The sequence below is a fragment of the Faecalispora anaeroviscerum genome (genome assembly GCF_947568225.1).
Classification (GTDB): Bacteria; Bacillota; Clostridia; order Oscillospirales; family Acutalibacteraceae; genus Faecalispora; species Faecalispora anaeroviscerum.
This window is the reverse complement of the sequence record NZ_CANOOQ010000001.1, coordinates 2,462,795-2,479,177: the sequence shown is the minus strand read 5'-3', so window position 1 is coordinate 2,479,177 and position 16,383 is coordinate 2,462,795. Positions and strand designations below refer to the sequence as shown.

14 protein-coding genes are annotated in these 16,383 nt (G+C 53.5%); 7 read left to right on the top strand and 7 right to left on the bottom strand.

Features of this window, described 5'->3' with window-relative positions; translation table 11 throughout:
- Window positions 1–184 precede the first annotated feature (184 nt).
- From QOS46_RS12275 to QOS46_RS12255, 5 genes are all read left to right on the top strand, one after another.
- Entirely contained in the window at window positions 185–565 is a 381-nt protein-coding gene (locus QOS46_RS12275) for a GntR family transcriptional regulator (RefSeq protein WP_283610125.1), read from the top strand.
- Window positions 562–1,419 (top strand): ABC transporter ATP-binding protein, encoded by an 858-nt coding sequence (locus QOS46_RS12270; RefSeq protein ID WP_283610123.1) that lies wholly within the window; start codon window positions 562–564, stop codon window positions 1,417–1,419. Before QOS46_RS12275 ends, QOS46_RS12270 begins: the two co-directional genes overlap by 4 nt.
- Window positions 1,419–2,057: an ABC-2 transporter permease gene (locus QOS46_RS12265; protein ID WP_283610121.1), complete on the top strand. Its 639-nt coding sequence runs from the start codon at window positions 1,419–1,421 to the stop codon at window positions 2,055–2,057. The genes QOS46_RS12270 and QOS46_RS12265 overlap by 1 nt, the downstream gene beginning before the upstream one ends.
- A 45-nt stretch (window positions 2,058–2,102) precedes the next feature.
- A complete protein-coding gene (locus tag QOS46_RS12260; protein WP_283610119.1) occupies window positions 2,103–2,738 on the top strand; it encodes an ABC-2 transporter permease in 636 nt (211 codons plus the stop codon).
- Between the two features lie 95 nt (window positions 2,739–2,833).
- The gene (locus QOS46_RS12255; protein WP_283610118.1) at window positions 2,834–3,484 is read left to right on the top strand and encodes an ABC-2 transporter permease; all 651 of its coding nucleotides are present in this window, start codon (window positions 2,834–2,836) and stop codon (window positions 3,482–3,484) included.
- 102 nt (window positions 3,485–3,586) lie between these two features.
- Here the strand turns inward: QOS46_RS12255 and QOS46_RS12250 are convergent, their stop codons facing one another.
- The 3 genes from QOS46_RS12250 to QOS46_RS12240 all read right to left on the bottom strand — a co-directional run bounded on the left by QOS46_RS12250 (window position 3,587) and on the right by QOS46_RS12240 (window position 7,889).
- Entirely contained in the window at window positions 3,587–5,566 is a 1,980-nt protein-coding gene (locus QOS46_RS12250) for a trypsin-like peptidase domain-containing protein (RefSeq protein WP_283610117.1), read from the bottom strand.
- Window positions 5,567–5,590: 24 nt separating this feature from the next.
- Window positions 5,591–7,108 carry a HAMP domain-containing sensor histidine kinase gene (locus QOS46_RS12245; protein WP_283610115.1) on the bottom strand — a complete coding sequence of 506 codons (1,518 nt, stop codon included), beginning with the start codon at window positions 7,106–7,108 and terminating at the stop codon, window positions 5,591–5,593.
- A gap of 91 nt (window positions 7,109–7,199) precedes the next feature.
- Window positions 7,200–7,889 (bottom strand): response regulator transcription factor, encoded by a 690-nt coding sequence (locus tag QOS46_RS12240; RefSeq protein WP_283610113.1) that lies wholly within the window; start codon window positions 7,887–7,889, stop codon window positions 7,200–7,202.
- Between the two features lie 286 nt (window positions 7,890–8,175).
- Between QOS46_RS12240 and QOS46_RS12235 the strand changes: the two genes are divergently transcribed.
- Both QOS46_RS12235 and QOS46_RS12230 read left to right on the top strand, forming a co-directional pair.
- Entirely contained in the window at window positions 8,176–8,598 is a 423-nt protein-coding gene (locus QOS46_RS12235; protein WP_283610112.1) for a GtrA family protein, read from the top strand.
- 38 nt (window positions 8,599–8,636) lie between these two features.
- Complete coding sequence (locus tag QOS46_RS12230; RefSeq protein ID WP_283610110.1) at window positions 8,637–10,013, top strand: glycine--tRNA ligase; 1,377 nt, start codon at window positions 8,637–8,639, stop codon at window positions 10,011–10,013.
- A 150-nt stretch (window positions 10,014–10,163) separates the two neighbouring features.
- On the opposite strand, the gene QOS46_RS12225 is transcribed toward QOS46_RS12230, so the two are convergent.
- From QOS46_RS12225 to nifJ, 4 genes are all read right to left on the bottom strand, one after another.
- Window positions 10,164–10,691 (bottom strand): flavodoxin domain-containing protein, encoded by a 528-nt coding sequence (locus tag QOS46_RS12225; RefSeq protein WP_283610107.1) that lies wholly within the window; start codon window positions 10,689–10,691, stop codon window positions 10,164–10,166.
- 13 nt (window positions 10,692–10,704) lie between these two features.
- A complete protein-coding gene (ymfI, locus tag QOS46_RS12220; protein ID WP_283610105.1) occupies window positions 10,705–11,463 on the bottom strand; it encodes an elongation factor P 5-aminopentanone reductase in 759 nt (252 codons plus the stop codon).
- Window positions 11,464–11,466: 3 nt separating this feature from the next.
- On the bottom strand, window positions 11,467–12,222 hold the full coding sequence (locus QOS46_RS12215; protein WP_283610104.1) for a 16S rRNA (uracil(1498)-N(3))-methyltransferase: 756 nt from the start codon (window positions 12,220–12,222) through the stop codon (window positions 11,467–11,469).
- Window positions 12,223–12,494: 272 nt separating this feature from the next.
- Window positions 12,495–16,052: a pyruvate:ferredoxin (flavodoxin) oxidoreductase gene (gene nifJ / locus QOS46_RS12210; RefSeq protein ID WP_283610103.1), complete on the bottom strand. Its 3,558-nt coding sequence runs from the start codon at window positions 16,050–16,052 to the stop codon at window positions 12,495–12,497.
- Between the last annotated feature and the right edge of the window lie 331 nt (window positions 16,053–16,383).

The window sequence follows — 16,383 nt, the reverse complement described above, 5'->3', positions numbered from 1 at the left end:
CGAAAATATCTTTATTTTTTTGTAAAACAGCGAAAAATTCAGTGGAATTTGTAGAATGCAACAATCTATATACTATTTGTATATTTTGTTCGCGCTTTACTAAGAAAAATCCTCTTGACATTTTCACTTTCTTGCGTCATACTGTGTATACAGTATATATACAATATCCAGAAAGGAGAGCGCCGTGGATATTTTCATCAGCAACTCCGACAGCAGGCCGATCTACGAACAGATTACCCACCAAATCAAAAATCAGATTATCAGCGGCAGGCTGAAAGAGGGCGACGCCCTGCCGTCGATGCGCGTGCTGGCCAGAGAACTGCAAATCAGCGTAATTACGACCAAGCGTGCATATGAAGATCTGGAGCGCGACGGGTTTCTTGTTACCCGCGCCGGGAAGGGCAGCTTTGTCGCGGCACGCGATGTTTCGGCCATTCAGGAAGAGCATCTGCGTCAAATCAGGGAGCTGATTTCGCAGGCCGTGCGATTGGCACAAGCCGGCTCTATTCCCCTCGAGCAGCTTTCTGAACTTCTTACGCGACTTTATAAAGGAGAATCGATATGAACAATTTACTGGAAGTACGCAGCCTGACAAAACGTTTTCCCTCCTTTGCTTTACAGGATGTCAGCTTTTCTGTTCCGGGCGGAAGCATTATGGGAATGGTCGGCGAAAACGGTGCTGGCAAAACCACTACCATCAAGCTGATTTTAAACGAGCTGAAGCCGGATGCCGGCGAAGTTCGAATTTTCGGCTTCGACGCGCAAAAGGAAGAGCGAAAAGTAAAGGAGCAGATTGGCGTTGTATTTGACGACTGCTATTTTCCCGGGGATTTCCATTCCCGGCACATCAGCGGCCTGCTGAGTAAGTTCTTTCCGAACTGGGATGAACTGCTGTATCAGCGCTATCTGAAAGAATTTCGTCTTCCTCTTGAAAAACCGATCAAGGATTTTTCCAAGGGAATGCGGATGAAGCTGTCCATTGCGGCGGCGCTGGCCCATCGCCCCCGCCTGCTGATTCTAGATGAAGCCACCAGCGGACTCGACCCCGTCATGCGCAGCGAGATTCTGGATTTGCTGCTGGACTTCATTCAGGACGAGGAGCATTCCGTGCTGTTTTCGTCGCATATCACCGCAGATCTGGAACGCATTGCGGATTATGTCACCTTTATCCACGAGGGCCAGGTGCTGCTGAGCGGCTCAAAAGATGAAATTCTCGATTCCTACGGTGTTGTCAAATGCGGCGAGGAAGAGTTTGCCCGCCTGCCGGAGAGCGAGTATCTGCGCAGCCGTAAAAACGCCTTTGGTTGCGAAGCACTGATTGCTCACCGGGCGGATTTTGCGGCGCGCCACCCCGAACTGACGGTGGATTTCGCCGGAATCGACGACATCATGGTATTTTACGGAAGGGAGCAAAACTAATGAAAGGCTTATTAGTCAAGGATTTGATGATTTCCCGGCGGAGCCTGTTTGCTTTTGTCGGCATTCTGCTGGTTTTGCTGCTGCTTTCTCTGACGATGAAAAGTGATTTTTCCATGCTCGGCGACGGGCTTCTGTCCTTTATGAGCGTTTATTTCATGGTGTTTTTGGCCATCAGCCTGTTCGCGTATGATGAAACCTGCAAATGGAACCTCTGTGCGCTGTCGCTGCCGGTCAGCAAGCGCCTGCTGGTTCGCAGCCGCTACGCCTACCTGTTGCTGATGATGCTTGCGGCCATCTGCCTTTCCTTCCTGTTCCAGGTGGCGAACGGCTCTCCGTTCGAGGTGCAGGCCCTGCTGCAAATTGCAAGCTCCGTTGCGGTTTCGCTCCTTCTGGTGGGCATTCTGGTCCCGCTGATGTACCGCTTCGGCACCCAAACCGCGCGCCTTCTTTTGATGCTGGGCTTTACCCTTGTGTTTCTGCTGGGCTTTCTCCTGCAAAAGGCTTCCGTGTCGCTTGACGTCTTGTGGGATCAGAGCATTGTTTTTCTGGTAATCACCGCCTGCGTGGCCTGCGTGCTCCTGTTTTTCGTGTCCTATCTGATCTCCTGTAACATCATGGAGAAAAAAGAGATACAGTAAACCCTTTTTTCTTCTCAATCCCAACAAAATAAAGGAGGCTGGATGATGAAAGGACTTCTACGGAAAGATTTTATGCTCCAAAAAAAAGATAGCCTGATTCTATGGGGTGTTTTTACTCTGCTCTATCTGTTTTCCGCGCTGTTTCGCAGCAATGCCTCCTTCCTGATTTCCGTCGCGCAAACAACATCGGTCATTATGGCGGTGTCTTTATCCATGAATATTTTTTCACTGGACGATGCCTGCAAATGGAATATTTACGCCCTCTCTCTCCCCGTCGGCAGGCGCTTGTTGGTCGGCGCGCGGTATGTATACCTCAGCCTTATGACACTGGCTCTCTGTGTTTACTCCTTTTTGGGCGTGATGCTTACAGTCCGTTCCGGTTGGCAGGAATTTTTCTGGGCACACCTTTCTTTTTACTCGCTTTCACTTGTGATGATCGCCCTGATCTGCCCTACCGTCTACCGCTTCGGCACGCACGACGCCCGCATTCTGCTTGTGGTTCTCACCCTGTTTTTCGCCCTGCTCCTGATTCAAATTGATCTCAGTCCGCTGACCGTTCCAAAGTTTGACCTGCAGGGGGGCGTCCCCTTGCAGGGAATTTTCTTCGCGGTTTCCGCCGCCGTTCTGCTGCTTTCCTACGCGCTCTCCTGCCGGATTCTGGAACGGCATGATGTACGGTGATTCCGCTGCGTGCCGGCACAAAGGTCGGCACAACTTGCCGAAAACTCCCACCTTGTTCTGTGTGAATCTGAAAACTTGATAAGGAGGCCGTTCTTGTGAAAGGCTTGTTGTACAAGGAATACCTTCATTTGCGCAATTTTCATTTTTTTCTGGCAATCGTGTTTCTGGTCGTGTATTTTATGATCGGCGAGTGGTACATCCCGGAGCAGTCGGAAAACAGCCGGATTTTAAACGGCTCCTTTGTTTGGTGCATTATGGACTGGGCCACCCTAATCGCCGCCTATTTCTCTTTTCAGGTGGATGAAAAGGAAAAATGGAATCTCTGTGCGCTGTCCCTGCCGGTCAGCAAAAAACTGCTGGTAAAAAGCCGGTATCTGTCCTTGTGCTCCATCCTGCTTGCGGGCAATTTTCTAGGGGTGCTGCTCACCGTGCTTTCCCCCGGTTTCCAGCCGGATGTACTTGTCAAGTATTATTGCTGGGATTTGGGTTTCATGCTGGTTCTGCTCAGCGCTTTTTTACCGTCGGCCTATCGAATGGGGGCGCAGGGCTCTCTCTGGATTGTGATTCTTGTGTATATTCTTGTTTCCATCGTCATGGTGGCAGCAGAAAGGCACGGGTTTCTTTCCTGGGCCGACTCCCTGCTTTTCGGTGCGACCCCGGTGTTTTTCCTGGCATTTGCGCTCACGCTGTTCCTCGGTTCCTATTTTCTTTCCTGCAAAGCATTGAATACAAGTGATCTCCATTAAGCGGTAACACGCTTCGTATCCGGAATATAAAAAATGCGCACCAGATCGGTTTCTGAATTCCCGATCTGGTGCGCACTTTTTTGAGCAGGGCATTCAACCCTGTTATTTCACGCTCTGCTGCGTTTCACCGTTGTCTGCCAGCAGCGTGACCGTCACTTCAAAGGACTTGCCCTGCTGGCCAATCGCACCCGGTCGGTAGATCGTCATCTTCATCGTATCTCCCGGCTTGTGCAGACCCAGCTTCTGGTACAGCTCCGTCATGGTGGAAATCGACGTACCATCCACCTTTGTAATAATGTCGTTTACTTTCGCCTCGGTACCCTGAAACGCGCTTTCAGAATCAATCGCGACAATGATCACACCCTGAGGCCAGCCCAGCTGCTGTTGCAAGCTGGTAACCTCATTCGCGCCGATCCCCAGACGCGCCCGCCCGGACACATACCCGTTCTGAATTAGGTTATCCACAATGCTTTTGGCGCGCGCAATCGGAATGGAAAAACCCATCCCCTCATAGCCCTCCGCCACCAGCTTTGAGGTGTTTACACCAACCACCTGCCCATACAGGTTCAGCAGCGCACCGCCGGAGGCTCCGGGGCTGATGGCTGTGTCGGTCTGAATATACGTCATATTTGCCTTGTCGCTGTAACCCACCGAACGGTTGAGTCCCGAAACAACACCGCGGGTCAGCGAGCTGGCAAAGGTCATTCCGCCGGGGTTGCCGATTGCGAGTACCCAATCGCCGACGGCCAGCGCATCGGAATCACCGAAGGTGGCCACAGGCAGATTTTTCGCTTCAATTTTCAAAACAGCCAGATCGGTCGTCTTGTCAAAACCGACCACCGCCGCATTATATTGGCTGTTGTCATGCAGAATTACGCGCAGCTTCAAATGACTTTTCGAGTCCGTAATCACATGCGAATTCGTAATGATATAGCCATCCGCACGGCAGATAATCCCCGAACCGGAGCTGGTACCCTCCTGCGTTTCGCAAACCACACCGATAATGGAAGGCGATACCTTCGCGTAAATATCCTTGGCGGTGCGTTCCCCGCCCGAAGCGGTCGAAGTAATCTTCAGCCCCGCGAAACCCGGGTCGGCCAGCGTTCCGGTGGGTGCAGGCTCCGCGTCGTCCGTACTCTGCGAAGACGAACCGGATTCCGGCGGCGCCTCGGAGGGTTCCTCCGGCTGTTCGGAGGACGAGGAAGAACCGTTTTGCTCCGGTAAAAGCGCCGTATAGACGCTGAAGCTGAAAAATCCAAGCACAAAGATCACTGTCAAAGTCGCGAGTGCGCCAACAAACAGACGGTACCCTCTGCTCTTCGGCGGCTTTGGGGTATATTCCGGCTGACGAAACGGCTCCCCGCCCACGCCCTGCCCATAAGGAGCATAAACACGCGGGGGCTGGTACCCAAACGGCGGCTGCTGCCCCTGCGGCGGATAGGGCGGGTAACCGTACGGTGGGTATGGCGGGTAACCCGGGTACTGCTGCCACCCATTTGGAGGCACCCCATAAGGATATTGTGGAGGCTGGCCCGGTGTGGGGTTTTGCTGTTCTCCGTTCTGCGCGGAACCATAGGGGCTGTAGGGCGGCACCCACTGGCCCGGTGGCGGGCTCTGCTGTTCCCCACTCTGTGCGGAACCATAAGGGCCATAAGGCGGTACCCGCTGGCCCGGCACAGAATTTTCCTGTTCTGGGGCCGGGTTCTCCTGCGGTTCCTCCGGAATCTTGGAATCCACTCCCGCAACCGGGCTTTCCGCCGGTGCATCTTCTGACCCGGCGGCTACTCCGTCTGTGTCCGGTTCACGGTTTTCTGCTGATTGGTTTTCTTCGTTAGAAGCGCTATCGGCAGTATCCGATCCCGACTCCCGACTCAAATCATCACCGGGCAATTCCGAATCTGTCCGCTCCAAATTCGGCAAGCTGCCCTGTGGAGGATTGTTTTCCTCTTCCGCCGCACTTTCAGAATGCACCTCTCCCTGCGGATAAAGCCCTTCCGAAGCATCCGGCTTTGGTTCCCGGGGTCGCTCCGCTTCGTCGGTCTCTCCCAGTCCGTCAGGTTTTTTCCATTGAAAATCGTCCATACGTAACCCCCCCAGTAAAATGGTCTACCCCTTCGGTTCTTTTTTATCCTTCGGAAGCTCTTTAAACAGTGCATCCTCGGCCTCAGCTTTGATCTGCTTCTCTTTGTTTTTGGGCAGCCAGAACTGGAATTCACAGTATTCATTTTCCACGCTTGCAACCGCAATCTCGCCGCCATGCAGCCCGATGATGGTACGGACGATATACAGTCCCAGTCCCATTCCGTTTTTATCGTAGCTTCTCGATTTGTCCGTTTTATAAAAGCGCTCGAAGATCATGTCGACCTCGTCGGCCGGGATGCCGGCGCCGCTGTTCTTCACCCGTACCAAATTCCGGTCGGCTTTGTCCTCCACATGAATCTCAATGTAACCGCCCTCGTTGGTAAACTTTACGGCGTTTTCAATCAGATTATACATCACCTGATGAATCATGTCCGGGTCGCCGTCCACAAACAGGCTTTCTGCATCCTCCAGTCCGCGCACCTCCAGGTGCTTATCCTCAATCGCCTTTTCAAACGAAAGCAGGGCCGAAAGAATGGTGTTTGTCAGATCAAAACGTCCCGGTCGCAGCTTCAGCTCACCGTTATCAATGCGCGAAAGGTCGAGCATTGTGCGCACCAGGCGCGACAGGCGCTTCACCTCGGTAGAAACGATCTTCAGGTATTTTTCCTGCTGCTCCGGCGGGATTGTCCCGTCCAGAATGCCATCGATAAACCCGGCAATGGTCGTCATCGGTGTTTTCAGCTCATGAGACACATTGGCAATAAAGTTGCGGCGCACCGTTTCGCCGGAAGCCAGCGATGCCGCCATATTGTTAAAAGCCAGCGCCAGCTGGCCGATTTCGTCGTTGCTCGTCACCGGAACACGCACTGAAAAATTCCCCTCACCAAAGCTGTGCGCCGCCAACGACATTTCATGAAGGGGCCGCACCAACCGGTACGAAAACAACCAGACCATCACGAACGACAGCATAAAGACCACCGCCGCCGCAATCAGGAACATCCGCAGCGCCTCGGTGCGGTACACCTGAAGGGAATAAATATTAGAGGCGGTAAACACCGCGCCAATCGTCACCGTTGTGCCATTGTCACCCGTCACCTGAATAGGCACACCTACAATATAGTGGGGCTGCTGATAAATCCCCTTAATCGTTCCGGTGCCAATGTAGCCGCCCTTCATCACCTGATTCATGATGTCCGAACTCACAGTTCCGTCGCCCACATCTCCGCTGCCGGTATAGGCCGAAAGCAATCGGGCTCCGTTTTTATCAGTCACGAAAATATCCGCGTCAATGTTCACCGAAAACGCGGAGATAAACGCCTGCATGCGTTTGCCGTCCACCATGTACTGGTTGTCCTGAATCATGATGACGCTTTCTGATGCCACAGCCGCCACGCTCTGGGCATTTTTGCTCAGCAGCTCCCGCTTTTCATCCTGCCAGTAACGAGAAATAAAGGTGATCATCACAACACCCAGAAAGATAAAGCTGACAAAAATAATCAGCAGAGTGATCCGCAGATATTTTTTAAACAGAGTTTTTTTCACTCCGCAAGACGCCCCTTCTCCATTGTAATCCACGCTCCCCGTGTAGGGGGGCGAAAGACGTTCTTGCCGCCACCGAGAAACACGGTGCCGCTTATTCCTTAACCTCGAATTTATAGCCTACGCCCCAAACGGTTTTCAAGGCCCATTTTTCTGAAACGCCCTCCAGCTTTTCGCGCAGACGCTTTACGTGTACGTCTACCGTGCGGGAATCGCCGTAATAGTCGAAGCCCCACACCTCGTCGAGCAGCTGGTCGCGCGTAAACACACGGTTCGGGTTGCTTGCCAGGTGGTAAATCAGCTCCATTTCCTTTGGGGGCGTGTCCACCTGTACGCCGTTTACACGCAGCTCATAGTTCGTCAGGTTAATCGAAAGCTTGTCGAACTTCACTTCCTTAATCAGCTCGTCGCCATTCTTTCCCACGCGGCGCAGCACCGCCTTAATGCGGGCCACAACCTCCTTGGCTTCAAAGGGCTTTACCACGTAGTCATCCGCACCCAGCTCCAGACCCAGCACCTTATCAAACACCTCGCCCTTCGCTGTGAGCATAATGATCGGGCACTGCGACTTTTTGCGGATCTCACGACAAACCTGCCAGCCGTCAAGCTCCGGCAGCATAATGTCCAGAAGGATCAGGTCCGGGTTTTCCGCATCGAACAGGTCCACCGCCTTTTTGCCGTCATTGGCAATTGCCACATGAAAGCCTTCCTTTTCCAAATACAGCCGCAGCAGCTCGCAGATGTTCTGGTCATCGTCAACTACCATAATTTTTCCTGCCGCCATAGTACTCTACTCCTCCCGTCCTGTCTATATCATATAATTTGATATTACGGTTATTCCGTATTATTATACCAGTTATTATACTAAAACGGGCAATAAAAAGGATGAATATTTTATAAAGCTTTCGTCTCCCGGCACATCTCCTCCCCGCTCTGCGCCTGTATCATGCGGGGTGACCGCAAACGTTTTTTCCTTTTTTTGTTGCGGGATATTTCGCAAGAATTTTACTTGCAGGAAACGCCGCACAATGGTACACTGTAATGTATGGCTCGCAGGAGGGATTCCCGAAATGAATAAACTTACTAAGCTGTGGCGATTTCTTACTACGCCGGAGATGCTGTCGTACCTGGTGTTCGGCGTTCTTACAACGCTGATCAACATTTTGCTGGCCGGCCTTTTGTACGATTTTCTGCACTGGAACCTGTACTTGGCCAACACGCTGGCCTGGGTTGCTTCCGTCGCGTTTGCCTTTTTCACCAATAAGCTGTTCGTGTTCCAAAGCAAAAGCATGGCGCCCGCGGTACTGCTGCGGGAATCGATGTCTTTTCTGGGGGCGCGCCTGTTTTCGCTGGGGGTAGATACTCTCGGCATGGGGCTTTTGGTGGATCTTCTGCACTGGAATTTCTGGGTGGCCAAAATCCTGATGAACGTGATTGTGGTCATTCTGAATTATATTTTCAGCAAGCTGCTGATCTTCAACCAGAAAAAATAAAGGGGCGCAGCCAGCGTCCCGAAATCGGAGGATGAAACATGTTAAAGAACAGCGAAAAAACCATGGACAAGGTTGTCAGTCTGTGTAAGAACCGGGGATTTGTTTATTCCGGCTCCGAAATTTACGGCGGACTTTCCAACACCTGGGATTACGGCCCGTTGGGAGTGGAATTTAAAAATAACGTAAAAGCGGCGTGGCGCAAAAAGTTCGTACAGGAAAGCCCATATAACGTAGGGCTCGATTCCGCGATTCTGATGAACCCGCAGGTATGGGTTGCCTCCGGCCACGTGGGCGGATTTTCCGACCCGCTGATGGACTGCCGCGACTGCCACACCCGTCACCGCGCCGACAAGCTGATTGAAGAGGCCGGCGGTGACGCAAACGGCATGACCTTCGAGCAGATGTCTGATTATATTAAGGAGCATGACATTGCCTGCCCCGACTGCGGCTCGAAGAACTTTACAGACATCCGTAAGTTCAACCTGATGTTTAAAACCTTCCAGGGCGTTACCGAGGACGCGAAGAACGAAATCTTCCTGCGCCCCGAAACCGCCCAGGGTATTTTTGTAAACTTTACCAATATTCAGCGTACCACCCGCCGCAAGATTCCGTTCGGCGTGGCGCAGATCGGCAAATCCTTCCGCAACGAAATCACTCCCGGCAACTTTACGTTCCGCACCCGTGAGTTCGAGCAGATGGAGCTGGAATTCTTCTGCAAGCCCGATACTGACCTCGACTGGTTCTACTACTGGAAGGACTACTGCAAGAACTGGCTCTTAAACCTTGGCCTGAATGAAGAGAACCTGCGCCTTCGCGACCATGAGAAGGAAGAGCTTTCTTTCTATTCCAAGGCCACGACGGACATCGAATTCCTGTTCCCGTTCGGCTGGGGCGAGCTGTGGGGCATTGCGGACCGTACCGACTACGATCTCAAGCAGCACCAGAACCATTCCGGCAAGGCGCTGGATTATTTTGATCCCGAGAGCAACGAGCGCTACATCCCCTACGTCATAGAGCCGTCCCTCGGCGCGGACCGTGTTACACTGGCCTTTTTGTGCGACGCGTACGATGAAGAAGAGCTTGGCGAAAACGACAGCCGTATTGTCATGCACCTGCATCCGGCTCTCGCGCCGTATAAAGCGGCCATCCTGCCCCTCTCCAAAAAGCTGAACGACAAGGCGCAGGAGGTTTACACACTGCTCGCGAAACACTTTATGGTCGATTACGACGATGCCGGCTCCATCGGCAAACGTTATCGCCGTCAGGACGAGATCGGCACCCCGTACTGCCTGACCTACGACTTCGAGAGCGAAACCGACGGCTGCGTCACGATTCGTGACCGCGACACCATGCAGCAGGAGCGTGTTTCCATCGACAAGCTCATCGAGTATATCGAAGCTAAAATCGAATTTTGATTTTTTTAATTTTATAAAAGTCTCCCGCTGTTCATTCAGAACAGCGGGAGATTTTTTCTTTACCAAAAACAATTCACACGCAAGACGAAGAGCCGCCTGCTCCGTGAGTATGCTGTACAGAATCCATTTCATGAATTTTTTCCTAAAAAATTACAGCAGTCCCTTTACATACTCCACCAAAGGAGCAATCGACGCTTCGTCAATAAAATTCACGGATTTCCCATACGTTTCCAGCATTAGCCGGTCCTCGTCCGTCCGGTCTTCCGGCGCTTTCGGATCAATCGTCATTTTCTTCATCATCGCCATCATGCCTCGGTGAACCGGCCCCAGCCTGCCGTAATCCATCGCGCCGCGCAAATGGAACACTTTGAGCTTTTCCCTCTGCTTCGGGGGGAAATTTCGATTCAGAATCTCCGAATAATCTGTAATTGCCGGGTTTGCCAGCCCCACCGTAAACACCACCAACGAGGGGCAGGGGTGCTTTGCCACCAAATCCACACCGGCAATACCGCCGGCATACAGGCCGCCACCATACACGACCACATCAAACTCTCGCAAAGATGCCGGCAAAACGGTGGAACGCTCCAGAAGCTCCGCTCCCAAATTCCGGGCGATCCACTGTGCGTACTGCTTAGTCGCACCGTATTTTGACTGATAGATCACTGCAACGCGCTTCATCTATTTTCCTCCATCAACCGATCACCATGCCGCCGTTGACCCCCAGCACCTGTCCGGTGATAAAATCCGACCGGCTATCCGCCAGAAAGAGCACGGCCTCCGCAATGTCACGGCAGGTGCCGAGCATGCCGAGCGGCGTTTCTTCGCAGAGCTGTTCCAGCGTTTCGGCCGCAAGTGCCCCGTTCATCTCGGTATCGATCACCCCGGGAGCCACGCAGTTCACCTGAACCCCCGACGGCCCCACTTCTTTTGCCAAAGCGCGCGTCATACCGATCAGCGCAGCCTTGGCGGCGGAATAATGCACCTCGCACGAGCCGCCGATCTGCCCCCACATGGAAGACACATTGATGATCTTCCCGCTGTGCCGACGAACCATCCCCTGCAAAGCGCGGCGGCTGCAATAAAACGCGCCGTCCACATGTACCGCGAACATCCTGCGCCAGTCGTCGTCCGTCAGGTCGGTAATCAGCTTCTGCTGCGCGATTCCGGCGTTGTTCACTAGCACATCAATACCGCCGAAGTGAGACTCCGCCTCGTCAAACATTTTCTCTACCTGCTGCCGGTCGGCAACGTCGGCACAAACGGGCAGCACCCGCTCCCCGGGGGAAACACCAAGCTGCAGCTCCAATGTTTTCGCCAGCTCCCGCGCCTGTTGTTCGCTTCTATTGTAATTCAGCACAACCCGGTACCCAGCAAGGGCGAACCGGCGCGCGATTTCGCTGCCGATGCCGCGCGAGGCCCCGGTAATTAAAACTGTTTTATGTTCTTCCAATGGTCATTCCTCCCAAACCGCGTCCTGCTCCATGTTCCCGGTCAGCATCATCAATGCCGAGAGAGCCGCAACCGGCGCCGTTTCTGTGCGAAAAATCCGCGGGCCCAGCGTCGCTATCTGTGCGCCGCTTTCGCGGGCCAGCTCCACCTCGTCTACTGCGAAGCCACCCTCTGGCCCGATGAACAAAGAAATACGCTTCTCATTTTCCAGCCCCAGGCTGCGCAGGCTCTGCCCGCCGCCTTCATAAAAGAACAGCAGTCTGCCACCGTCCGCCTCTGCCCGCTCCACCGCCTTGGCATACGGCGTGATCTGCGCAACCTCCGGCACAATTCCCCGGCCGGACTGCTTGGCCGCCTCCAGCGCGATTTTCTGCCAGCGCTCCGTCTTCTTGCGCGCCGCTTTCTCATCCGGGCGCGACACACACCGCGCGCTGAGTACCGGCACTACGCGGCACGCGCCACACTCCACCGCTTTCTGCACCACGGCATCCATCTTGTCCGCCTTTGGCAAAGACTGATATACCGTCACAAAAACAGAGGGCTCACTGATGCTCTTCGTCTGCTTCAGCACGCGCACCTGCGCACGGGCCGATTCCGTCTGCAACAGCACGCAGTGGTAATCCGTCCCATTCCCGTCGCACAGCGTCATCGTTTCTCCCTCGCGCATCCGCAGGGATTTGACGATATGCGCTCCGTTTTCTCCCTCTACCCAGGGCTCATCCCCCGGCGCGCAGGGAAATTCGATAAAAAATCTCGGCATGCAGTTTCACTCTTTCCGGCCGGCGGCCTGTTCTCATCATTTGCTTTATTATATTCCAGGAAAAAAGAGAAAGTCAATCCCGGCACAGCCACAGATCAAAAATGCTCATTTGAAAGCGAAATAATCAGAAAGCATCTTCTCCCAACATCGTCTAAATTTGCTCCCGATCGTCACATAAATGCCAAATTCCCCCGCCGGGCCCGGCGGGGGAATTTGTTTACACCGCAATCACAGGTTGCGGCAAATGATTGATTAAATGGAACGAAACCGAATTATTCCTTCGCTCTCGCTTCCAGATCCTCGTAAGTCTTCTTCGCGTCTTCCTCGGCCTTTTCGAACAGCATCTCCGCACGCTCAGGGAACGCACGGGTCAGCGAGCTGTAACGAACCTCGCCCAGAATAAAGTCGCGATAGCTGTCAGTAGGAGCCTTGCTGTCGAGCTGGAAGGGATTCTTGCCCTCGTCCGCACGGCGCGGGTCGAAGCGGTAGTTGTGCCAGTAGCCGGAAGCAACTGCTTTCTTCTCTTCTGCCTGTGCAACGGTCATGCCGCCCTTAATGCCATGGTTGATGCAGGGAGCATACGCAATGATCAGGGACGGGCCATTGTAGCTCTCCGCCTCGTGGAACGCCTTCAGGCACTGGTTGTAATCGGCACCCATCGCAACATGAGCAACGTATACATAGCCGTAGGTCATGGCAATTCCGGCCAGATCCTTCTTCTTGATCGCCTTGCCGGTTGCCGCAAACTGTGCCACAGAACCAGTAGGAGTAGATTTGGATGCCTGTCCGCCGGTGTTGGAGTACACCTCGGTATCGAATACCAGGATGTTCACGTTCTCACCGGAAGCAATCACGTGATCCAGACCGCCGAAGCCAATGTCATACGCCCAGCCGTCGCCGCCGAAAATCCACATAGACTTCTTCGCGAGGTAATCTCTGTCCTCCAGAATCTGTCCGGCCAGTCTGCCAAGCTCGCCGCCCTTGGGCTGAACCTTCTCCAGCTCTGCCAGCAGAGTCGTCGCGGCCTTCTGGTTTTCGCCGCTGCTTGCCAGAGTGCTAACATAGTTCTGTCCGGCTTCCTTCAGTTCTGCGGAAGCATCATTCAGCGCCACAATCTGATCAACGTAATCAATCAGACGGTTGCGAACAGCCTTCTGGCCCAGGGCCATGCCAAAGCCAAACTCAGCATTGTCCTCAAACAGGGAGTTGGACCACGCGGGGCCGCGGCCCTGACGGTTTACAGTGTAAGGGGTTGCAGGTGCGGAACCACCCCAAATGGAGGAACAGCCGGTTGCATTCGCGATAAACATTCTGTCGCCGAACAGCTGAGTTGTCAGCTTGGCATAAGGAGTTTCACCGCAGCCTGCGCACGCGCCGGAGAATTCGAGCAGCGGCTGGTGGAACTGGCTGCCCTTTACGGTAGTATCCTTAAACTTTTCGAGCAGCTCCGGTTTCTCGGAGAGGGTTCTGCCGTATTCAAATACCTCTGCGCCGGCCAGCTGAGTGTCGATCGGCTTGAGAGTCAAAGCCTTGTTGCCCTTCATGCCCGGGCAAACCTGTGCGCAGGAGCCGCAGCCGGTGCAATCGAGGGTAGAAACAGCGATGGTGAACTTCAGGCCCGGCAGACCGTTCAAATCCTTAGACTTGGTCTGTGCGGGAGCCTTCGCCAGCTCTTCGGGAGTCATAACGAGCGGGCGGATGACCGCGTGCGGACACACATAGGAGCAGAAGTTGCACTGGATGCAGTTGTCGGGGTTCCACTCGGGAACATCCACGGCAATGCCGCGCTTCTCATAAGCGGCGCTGCCCTGCGGCACGGTGCCGTCTGCATAATCCTTAAAGTCAGAAACCGTCAGCTTGCTGCCGCGGAAGGCGTTGACCGGATCAAGGATGTTCTTCACATAGCTGATCAGCTCGGGACGATCGCCCTTGATTTCAACCGCTTCTTTGGTATCGGGAGCGTTCTTCCAGCTCTCGGGTACCTGAACCTCACGGAATCCATCAACACCACGGTCAATCGCCGCATGGTTCATCGCAACAACCTTGTCGCCCTTCTTGCTGTAAGACTTGGTTGCAGCGGCCTTCATGAATTCCACAGCCTGCTCAATCGGGATGATGTTCGCGATTTTGAAGAACGCAGCCTGCAGAATGGTGTTGATGCGTCCGCCAAGACCCAGTTCCTTACCGATCTTAATGCCATCGATGGTGTAGAAGTGAATGTCGTTCTGAGCAATATATCTCTTCATCTTGCCGGGCAGACGATGATCGAGCTCTTCCACATCCCACGGGCAGTTCAGCAGGAAGCTTCCGCCCTTTTTCAGATCCTCAACAATATCGTATTTGTCGATATAAGAGGGGTTGTGGCAGGCAACAAAGTCAGCCTGGGTGATATAATAGGTGGATTTGATCGGCTTGTCACCAAAACGCAGGTGAGAAACCGTCAGGCCGCCGGATTTCTTGGAATCATAATCAAAATAGCCCTGCGCAAACATGTCGGTGTGGTCACCGATGATCTTAATGGAGTTCTTGTTCGCGCCAACAGTACCGTCTGCGCCAAGGCCCCAGAATTTGCAGGAATGAGTTCCCTTGGGAACGGTGTTTACTCTCTCCGGAATGGGCAGAGAAAGGTGAGTCAGGTCGTCCACAATGCCAATGGTGAAGCGCTTCTTCGGATCTTCAGCCAGCATGTTGCGGTATACGGCGATTACGTCGTCGGGCGTGGTGTCCTTGGAACCAAGACCATAGCGGCCGGTGTATACGGGCACATCCGAGAAATCGCTGTCGGCCAGAGCAGCCAGCACATCCAGGAACAGGGGCTCGCCGATGGAGCCGGGCTCCTTTGTTCTGTCAAGAACAGAAATCTTCTTTACCGATTTCGGCAGCACGTCGAGCAGGTACTTCGCAACGAAGGGACGATACAGGTGAACCTTCACCAAACCAACCTTCTCGCCTGCGGCGTTTAGGTAATCGATAACCTCTTCGGTGCAGTCGCAGATGGAACCCATGGCAATGATCACGCGATCAGCCTCGGGGTGTCCATAGTAGTTAAAGGGCTTATAGTCTGTGCCGATCTTCGCGTTGACCTGATTCATGTAGTCGATCACGATCTCGGGCACGGCGTCATAATAGGGGTTGCTTGCTTCTCTCGCCTGGAAGAAGATATCGCCGTTCTGAGCGCTGCCGCGCAGTACGGGATGCTCCGGGTTCAGCGCACGGCGGCGGAACGCAGCCACAGCGTCTTTATCAAGCATTTCGTCCAGATCCTTATAATCCCACGCAGCCACCTTCTGAACTTCGTGAGAAGTACGGAAGCCGTCGAAGAAATGGAGGAACGGAACTCTGCTGCGAATCGCGGCAAGGTGCGCAACCGCACCCAAATCCATAACCTCTTGTGGGTTATTGGAGCACAACATGGCGAAACCGGTTTGGCGACAGGCATAAATGTCGGAATGATCGCCAAAGATAGAAAGTGCATGAGTTGCAAGGGCACGCGCGGAAACATGAATTACCGCAGGCAGCAGCTCACCGGCCATCTTGTACATGTTCGGGATCATCAGAAGCAGGCCCTGAGAAGCGGTATAGGTAGTCGTCAGCGCGCCTGCCGCCAAAGAGCCGTGCACAGCACCGGCCGCACCAGCCTCAGACTGCATTTCCGTAACCTGAACCTCTCTGCCGAACAGATTTTTGAGTCCATTTGCGGCATACTTGTCCGTCTCATCCGCCATCACAGAGGAAGGCGTGATCGGATAGATGGCAGCAACGTCCGTAAACGCATAAGAAACATGCGCCGCGGCGGTATTGCCGTCTATGGTTTTTGTTTTTCTTGCCATGTAATAATTTCCTCCTTTAAGGATACAGAATTAGTAAGCGAGCATAAAAACCTGCACAGCCCTATACCTTTCTGTGCCTGCGTTCATTTTATCATTTTTTTACTATAGTGTAAAGGCTGCCGGTTCCGAATTTTGGCTTTTCAGTGCATTTTTCGAAAAAACAATTAAAGAATGTTTTCTTAGCAAAAAGCATTGGCATTCCCGCGCCAGTACCCATTTTCCCCCATTTTGGCGGCAATCGGGTCAAAATAGTCGCACATCGTATTCTATATCCCGCTCACAATGCCTCATCTGCGCGCGCCCTGCGCTGCTCGGGCTGGGGAGGTTTGAC